The 7,836-nt window shown below is 73.6% G+C and carries 7 protein-coding genes; 6 read left to right on the top strand and 1 reads right to left on the bottom strand.

What is annotated here, in order from left to right; translation table 11 throughout:
• Positions 1-184 precede the first annotated feature (184 nt).
• The 6 genes from ACFV9W_RS30775 (at position 185) to ACFV9W_RS30750 (ending at position 7,351) form a co-directional block, all read left to right on the top strand.
• Positions 185-1,648 (top strand): FAD-dependent monooxygenase, encoded by a 1,464-nt coding sequence (locus ACFV9W_RS30775; RefSeq protein WP_385767375.1) that lies wholly within the window; start codon positions 185-187, stop codon positions 1,646-1,648.
• Positions 1,649-1,692: 44 nt separating this feature from the next.
• The gene (locus tag ACFV9W_RS30770; RefSeq protein ID WP_385767373.1) at positions 1,693-2,955 is read left to right on the top strand and encodes a histidine kinase; all 1,263 of its coding nucleotides are present in this window, start codon (positions 1,693-1,695) and stop codon (positions 2,953-2,955) included.
• Entirely contained in the window at positions 2,919-3,563 is a 645-nt protein-coding gene (locus ACFV9W_RS30765) for a response regulator (RefSeq protein WP_385767369.1), read from the top strand. Before ACFV9W_RS30770 ends, ACFV9W_RS30765 begins: the two co-directional genes overlap by 37 nt.
• A gap of 123 nt (positions 3,564-3,686) precedes the next feature.
• Entirely contained in the window at positions 3,687-4,661 is a 975-nt protein-coding gene (locus ACFV9W_RS30760) for a DMT family transporter (RefSeq protein ID WP_385767366.1), read from the top strand.
• 50 nt (positions 4,662-4,711) lie between these two features.
• Complete coding sequence (locus tag ACFV9W_RS30755) at positions 4,712-5,698, top strand: alpha/beta hydrolase (protein ID WP_385767363.1); 987 nt, start codon at positions 4,712-4,714, stop codon at positions 5,696-5,698.
• A 717-nt stretch (positions 5,699-6,415) separates the two neighbouring features.
• Positions 6,416-7,351 carry an arsenic resistance protein gene (locus tag ACFV9W_RS30750; RefSeq protein ID WP_385767382.1) on the top strand — a complete coding sequence of 312 codons (936 nt, stop codon included), beginning with the start codon at positions 6,416-6,418 and terminating at the stop codon, positions 7,349-7,351.
• 19 nt (positions 7,352-7,370) lie between these two features.
• Here ACFV9W_RS30750 and ACFV9W_RS30745 read toward each other — a convergent pair whose 3' ends face one another.
• Positions 7,371-7,835 (bottom strand): GNAT family N-acetyltransferase, encoded by a 465-nt coding sequence (locus ACFV9W_RS30745; protein WP_385767360.1) that lies wholly within the window; start codon positions 7,833-7,835, stop codon positions 7,371-7,373.
• Between the last annotated feature and the right edge of the window lies 1 nt (position 7,836).

The following is a 7,836-nucleotide window of genomic DNA, read 5'->3' as shown; positions in this document are numbered from 1 at the left end:
AACACCCATTGGGGCGTCGCCAGCGTCCGTGGTGTATAACCCACACACGCTGGGCGGCGCCACCGCTCCCCCGCGGTTCCCCCGTCGTGGCCCCCCGCCGGGTGCGCCGGGGGGGGTGCCCTCGACGCGTGTGTGCGGGCAGGATGGGCGGGTCGATCCGGGCGTGACCGCTTCTGGAGGCCTCATGGACAGCACTGGCTCATCGCGCAACACCGGTTCAGTGATCGTGGTGGGCGCGGGCCCGACCGGGCTGCTGCTCGCGGGGGACCTCGCCGCCGCGGGCGTGCCCGTCACCCTCGTCGAGCGGCGCCCCCACCAGATCAGCAACCTCTCCCGCGCCTTCGCCGTGCACGCCCGCACGCTGGAGCAGCTCGACGCGCGCGGCCTCGCCGACGAGCTGGAGACCAAGGGCCAACGGCTGCAGCGGCTGCGCCTGTTCGGCAGCCTCTTCCTCGAACTGGCCGAGCTGCCCTCGCGCTTCGCCCACGTCCTCGTCGTCCCGCAGTACGAGGTCGAGAAGCTCCTGGAGCGGCGGGCCGTCGACGCCGGGGTCACCTTCGCGTACGAGACCGAGGTGACGGGCCTGGCACAGGACGCGGACGGCGTCACGCTCCACGTACGCGCGCAGGGGGAGTCGAAGGACCTGCGCGCGGCGTACGTCGTCGGCACCGACGGCATGCGCAGCGCCGTACGGACCGCGGTGGGCCTGCCGTTCCCCGGGAAGTCCGTCATCCGCTCGGTCGTCCTCGCCGACGTACGGCTCGGCGAGCAGCCCGACAACGTCCTCACCGTGAACACGGCCGGCGACGCCTTCGCCTTCATCGCCCCGTTCGGCGACGGCTACTACCGGGTGATCGCCTGGAACCGGGCGCACGACGTGTCCGACGACGCCCCGCTCGAACTCGAAGAGATCAAGGAGACCGCGCGGCTCGCCCTCGGCCGGGACTACGGCATGCACGACGCCCGCTGGATGTCCCGCTTCCACAGCGATGAACGCCAGGCGCCGAAGTACCGCGTCGACCGGGTGCTGCTCGCCGGGGACGCCGCGCACGTGCACACCCCGGCGGGCGGCCAGGGCATGAACACGGGCATCCAGGACGCCGCGAACCTCGGCTGGAAGCTGGCGGCCGTGGCGAGCGGCCGGGCCACCGCGGAGCTCCTCGACACCTACGAGGCCGAACGCCACCCCGTCGGCAAGGCGGTGCTGCGCAGCAGCGGCGGCCTGGTCCGCCTCGCGATGGCCAAGCGCCCCTGGACGCTCGCGGCCCGCTCGGTCCTCGCCACGACGGTGAGCCGGGCCCGGCCCGCCCGCAGCCGCGCGGTCGGCCAGATCACCGGCATCGGCTTCCGCTACCCGGCCCCCAGGGGCGCCCACCCGCTCATCGGCAGGCGCGTCCCCGACGTCGCGCTGCAGGGCGGCACCCGGCTCTACGAGGCCCTGCGAGCGGGCGAGTTCGTGCTGATCCTGCCCCAGGGGGCGCCGGACAAGCTGGACGGCCTGCGGCTCGCCCACTGGGCGAGCGAGCGGCGCACCGCGCTCCTGGTGCGGCCCGACGGGTACGCGGCATGGGCGTCGGACACGGTGCCGGATGGGGGAGTTAAGTCCACCGACCTGCCCGAGGAGTTCGCCGGATACTCGTTCCGGTAGCGGCGAACAGCCGGGAACGCGGTCGAGACGGGGGAGTTGGCGACATGAAGCGGGTCGAGGCGGTCAGGCGGTGCCACCGGCTGTGGTGGCTGTCCCTGGTGGCGTTGCACTGGTCGACGATGCTGCACATCGCGGTGTGGACACCGGTCCCGGGCCTGCTGCCCTGGGCCGCCGCGGGCATGCGGCGCGTCGTGGACCGCGAGCGGGCCCTCGCGGCCGAGTGGTCGGGCATCACCGTCGAGTCGACGCCCGCGCCGGTGCTCGGGACCGAGAAGGAGCGCTTCGGCCTGCTCGCCCGCTACCGCTGGGTGTTCGGGGACGCCCAGCGGTTCCGCGAGTGGCGCTGGACGACCATGTACTCGTTCGTCGGCGGCCTCATCGCCTGCGTTCCCGGCGCGCTCGTTCTGTACGGACTGTGGGGCGTCTTCCTCGCCTTCTTCGGCTCGTACCTGGCCCAGGACGCCGGCTGGGGCGGCCTCTGGTACACGGCGATCCCCGTCACGGACGTGCCGACCGGCATCATGGCGGGCCTGCTCGGACTCGCCCTCGCCAAGACCGGCCTGTGGATCGCCCCCTCCATGGTCGACCGCCACGCCCGCTTCGTCCGCGCCACGCTCTCCCCGACCGACCAGGAGCTGATGGCCGCCCGCATCGCCCATCTGTCCGCGACCCGCACCGACGCCGTGGACACCTCCGCCGCCGAACTGCGCCGCATCGAGCGGGACCTGCACGACGGGGCGCAGGCCCGGCTCGTCGCGATGGGCATGACCCTGGACGCCGCCGAGCACCGCCTGAACGACGACCCGGAGGCCGTGCGCGCGCTGCTCGCCGAGGCCCGCGCCTCCTCCTCCGCCGCGCTCCAGGAACTGCGCGACCTGGTCCGCGGCATCCACCCGCCGGTCCTCGCCGACCGCGGACTCGGCGACGCCGTACGGTCGTTGGCGCTGCTCAGCCCGCTGGCGGCGGAGGTCACGGTCGACCTCCCCGCCCGCCCCGAGCCGCCGGTCGAGTCCGCGGTCTACTTCGCCGTCGCCGAGACCGTCACCAACGCGGCCAAGCACGCGGAGGCCGAGCGGCTGTGGATCGACATCACCTACGACGCCGGGACCATGGCGCTGCGCGTCGCCGTCACCGACGACGGGCGGGGCGGCGCGGACCCGGCCCGGGGCAGCGGCCTCGCCGGCATCGAACGCCGCCTCGCCACCTTCGACGGCGTCCTCGCCGTCAACAGCCCGGCCGGTGGGCCGACCCAGATCTCCATGGAGGTGCCGTGCGTGTTGTTGTCGCCGAAGACCACTTCCTGCTGAGGGACGGTCTCGTGCGGCTCCTCGGCGCGTACGGGCACGAGGTCGTCGCCGCCGTGGACAACGGCACCGAGCTGCGCAAGGTCCTCGTCGCCGAACGGCCGGACGTCGCGATCGTCGACGTCCGGCTGCCGCCCGACTTCAGCGACGAGGGCCTGCGTGCGGCCCTCGCGGCCCGCGAACAGGTCCCGGGCCTCCCGGTGTTGCTGCTCTCGCAGTACGTGGAGCCGCTGTACGCGCGGGAGTTGCTGGCGGACGGGGCGGGCGCGGTCGGCTACGTGCTGAAGGACCGGGTCACGAACGGCTCCGAGTTCCTGCGCACCATCCACCAGGTGGCGGGCGGTGGCACGGTGATGGACCCCGAGGTGGTGTCGAAGCTCCTCGCCCGCAAGGTCCGCGACCAGCGGCTCGGCTCCCTGACCGGGCGGGAGCGCGAGGTGCTCGCGCTGCTCGCGCAGGGCAGGTCGAACGCGGGGGTGGCGGAGTCCCTGGTCGTCACGGAGAAGGCCGTCACCAAGCACATCGGCAACATCTTCACGAAGCTCGGCCTGTATCCGGGGGAGAGCGACAACCGGCGGGTGCTGGCGGTGCTCGCGTATCTGGAGGGCTAGCGACCTTTGGAGCTTTCAGGTTTGCTTAAAAGAAACGGCATAAAGTTTCGATGGACGTGATGGGTCGGGCGCTGCGACGGTAGGCGGAACAACGCACAACCGCTACCGAGAGGCCCGACCCTGATGGCAGTCCTGGACCGTACCCGTACACCCGTGGAGCCGAGCGCGGCGGCCGGCCGCGCGGCCGGCGGGCTCGGTGTCGGCCTCGCGCTCGCCGTGCTCGCCACGGTCGTCTGGTCCGGCAGCTTCGTCACCGCGCGCGGGCTGCACGACAGCGTGCCGCCGATCCAGCACGCGTTCTGGCGCTGGATCGTGGCGATCGTCGCGGTGGCACCGTTCGGAGTGCGGGCGGCGTGGCGCGAACGGGCCGTGCTGCGGCGGCACTTGGGGTTCGTCGCGCTCGCCTCGCTGCTCGGCATCGCCACGTACAACACCCTCGTCAACCAGGCCGGGATGACGACCTCCGCGGGCAACATGGGCATGATCATGGCCGCGTCGCCGGTGATCATGTCGGTCTACGAGCGGCTCGGCGGGGCGCGGCTCGGGCCGCGCCGGGTGGCCGGAACGCTGATCGCCTGCGCGGGCGTCGTCCTCCTCGTCAGCAAGGGCTCCCTGACGCCCGACTTCGCGCCCGGCGACCTGTGGGTGGTCGCGGCGGCCGGCTGCTTCGGCTCGTACAGCGCGCTGCTGCGCCGCAAGCCGCGCGAACTCGGCGGCGTGGCCTTCCTGTTCGCGACGTTCGTGCTCGGCGCGCTGATGCTGCTGCCCGTGTACGCGGCGAGCGTGGCGGTGCAGGGCGGCTTCGAGGTGCGGGCGGGCACGGTCGGCCCGCTGCTGTACGTGGGTGTGGTGTCGTCGGCCGTCGCGTTCTTCGCGTGGAACAAGGCCATCGCGCTGGTGGGGGCCGCGCGGGCGGGCGTCGTGTACTACCTGCAGCCGGTGTGCGTGGCCGTGCTGTCGTACCTCGTGCTCGGGGAGTCGATGGGGTGGGCGCAGGTGGGGTGCATGGCGCTGATCCTCGGCGGGGTGGTGCTGGCGTCGGTCGCCTCGCCACGGTTTGCCGGAACGGCAACAAAGGCGGGGGCCGGGCGGGCGTAGCGGCAGGATCGAGGGAGCCGAGAGGTTCCCCCTCGAACTTGGAGGAAGCGATGTCGTCCGACGTGCTCGACCTGCCCGAACCGATCCACCGTCTCGTGCCCTCGCCGGCCGGGCGCGTCCACCTCGTGGAGCAGGGGACGGGGCCGTTGGTCCTGCTGCTGCACGGCTTCCCCGAGTCCTGGTACTCGTGGCGCCGGCAGCTTCCGGCGCTCGCCGCCGCCGGGTACCGGGCGGTCGCGATCGACGTGCGCGGGTACGGGCGGTCGTCGCGGCCGGACGACGTCGCCGCGTACCGGATGCTCGAACTCGTCGAGGACAACGTCGCCGTGGTGCGGGCGCTCGGCGCGGAGTCGGCCGTCGTGATCGGGCACGACTGGGGTGCGAACATCGCGGCCACGTCGGCGCTGGTCCGGCCGGAGGTGTTCCGGGCGGTGGGGCTGCTGAGCGTGCCGTACGCGCCGCGGGGCGGGCCGCGGCCCAGCGAGGTGTTCGCCGGGATGGGCGGGGGCGCGGAGGAGTTCTACGTCTCGTACTTCCAGGAGCCGGGGCGCGCGGAGGCGGAGATCGAGCCGGACGTGCGGGGGTGGCTGGGCGGGATCTACGCGGCGATGTCCGCCGACACGATGCCGGGGGCCGGTGAGCCCGATCCGCACTTCCTCGCGCGGGGCGGGCGGCTGCGGGACCGGTTCCCCGGGGTTCTGCCGGGGTGGCTGAGTGAGGGTGAACTCGACGTGTACGCCGGGGAGTTCGAGCGTACGGGGATGAGCGGGGCGCTTGCCCGGTACCGGAACATGGACCGGGACTGGGAGGACCTCGCGGCGTACGACGGGGCGGCGATCGGGCAGCCGTCCTTGTTCATCGGGGGTGGGCGGGATGCGTCCACGGTGTGGCTGGCGGATGCGATTGCCGCGTATCCGGTGACGTTGCCGGGGCTTGTCGGGTCGCATGTGCTCGATGGGGCGGGGCACTGGCTTCAGCAGGAACGTCCCGTTGAGGTCAATGGGTTGCTGGTGGAGTGGCTCCGGCAGGTCTCCTGACCGGCCGACGGTCCCTACGCCTCGGGGCTCTGCCCCGGACCCCGCGCCTCAATCGCCGGCGGGGCTGATTTTGCCGAACTGGCGTTGCGGCCTCGGGGCTCTGCCCCGGACCCCGCGCGGGCTGGATTTGCCGAGCCTCGCGGGGCTGCATTCGCCGCACCGGCGCTACGGCCTCGGGGCGCTGCCCCGGCCCCCGCTGGCTCTCGTCCGAAAGGCGGGCTTGATTTTGCCCGCCCACCCGCAGGTGACTGCCCGGTCCCTGCCTCGCCCGTCTCCGCCGCCCATCTCCCACCCACCCGCCCCCTCCGGGGGCGTCGGCCTCGCGGGGTGCCGCCACCGCCTGAGGCGAGCCGCCGCAGGCCCGCCTCCCCACCCGCCGCGGTCCGCCGCACCCGGCACTGCCGCCGCCCCCGCCTCCCCGCTCCTTGCGGTCGGCCGCACCGCCTCGGGGACACTGCCGTCGGCCCCGGCTCCCCACCCGCGACGGCCGACCGCCACCGCCTTGGGCAATCTGCCGCCTTGGGCGGCAGGGTGGGCAAGGCGGCGCCCCGGTGCCGCGCAACGACAGCAGGGGCCCCGGCCACGGCCCCCCGTGCCGCGCACACGGGACGACGGCCCCGGCCACGGCCCAGGTCAGGCCCCCGGTGCCACATAACCGGGACGACGGCCCCGGTCGCGGGGAACCGTTAGCGTCGGGGCGTGAGTGTGACGGAGTGGATGGAGCGGCGCCAGGTGGGCGTGTACCTGGGCGCGATGGTGGCCGGAGGCATCGTCGGGGTGGCAGCCCCCGGCGTAGGCGGCGGGCTCGAACACGCCATCAACCCCGTGCTCGCCGCCCTCCTCTACGTCACCTTCCTCCAGGTCCCCGCAGCGGAGCTGCTCCGTTCGATGCGGGCCGGCCGCTTCCTGGCCGCCGCGCTCACGGTCAACTTCGCCGTCGTCCCGCTCGTCGTCGCCGCCATGTTCGCCTTCCTGCCCGACGGCCAGGCGATCCGCCTCGGCGTGCTGCTCGTGCTGCTCTGCCCGTGCGTCGACTACGTGATCGTCTTCAGCGGCCTCGCGGGCGCCGCGAGCCAACGGCTCCTCGCCGCCACACCCCTGCTGCTGCTCGCGCAGATGGTGCTGCTGCCGGGGTATCTGTATCTGTTCATGGGGGAGGGGCTGGGCGATGTCGTGGAAGCGGGGCCCTTCGTCGAGGCGTTCCTCGCGCTCATCGTCGCCCCGCTCGCCCTCGCCTGGCTCACCCAGGCCTGGGCCGCCCGCCGCCCCGCCGGGCAGCGCGTGTCGGACGCCATGGGCACGGCGATGGTGCCGCTCATGGCCGCCACCCTGCTGACCGTCGTCGCCTCCCAGCTCCCCAAGCTGGACGACAACCTCGGGGACGTGGCGCGCGTCGTGCCGTTCTACGTGCTGTTCCTGCTGGTGATGGCGTTCGCGGGGCGTGCCGTGGCGCGTCTGTTCCGGCTCGACACATCCTCCGGCCGGGCCGTCGTGTTCACCGGCGCCACCCGCAACTCCCTCGTCGTCCTCCCCCTCGCCCTCTCCCTGCCGGACCCGCTGGCCGTCGCCGCGGTCGTGGTCGTCACCCAGACCCTGGTCGAGGTCGTCGGCATGGTGCTCTACGTGCGCGCGGTGCCGCGCCTGCTCGCCTGAGCATCAAGGCGTCCGGGCGTCACAGCCGCAGCTCCATCAAAGGAAGCGTGCGCCCCGGCACCGACCCCGACGGCGTCACGCCCACCTGCCGCCCGCCCATCGCCTCGTAGAACGGGACCGCGTTCGGGTCCGCCGACCAGCCCACCGTCCTGAACCCGGCCGCGCGCGCCGTCTCCCGCATGTGCTCGAAGAGCAGCCGGCCCACGCCGAGGCCGATCGCGTCGGGGTCCACGAACATCAGGCCCAGCTCGCCCACCGGCGGCGGACCTTCGAGCGTCACCAGGCCGAGGAGCCGCCCGTCCGCGCCCTCGGCGACCGTCGTGCGGCGGCGCACGACCTCGGCGGGGCGCAGCGTCAGCTCGTCCACGCACGCCGCCATGAACGCATCGTCGTAACCCCAATGGGCCTTCGAGCGCAGCGCGAGGGCCGAAAGGCGGGGCGCCTCGTCGGGGCGGGCCGGGCGGAGGTGGCAGGCAGGAGGCATG

The organism is Streptomyces sp. NPDC059897 (genome assembly GCF_042730865.1).
GTDB lineage: Bacteria > Actinomycetota > Actinomycetes > Streptomycetales > Streptomycetaceae > Streptomyces.
This window is presented reverse-complemented; position numbering and strand designations above follow the sequence as displayed.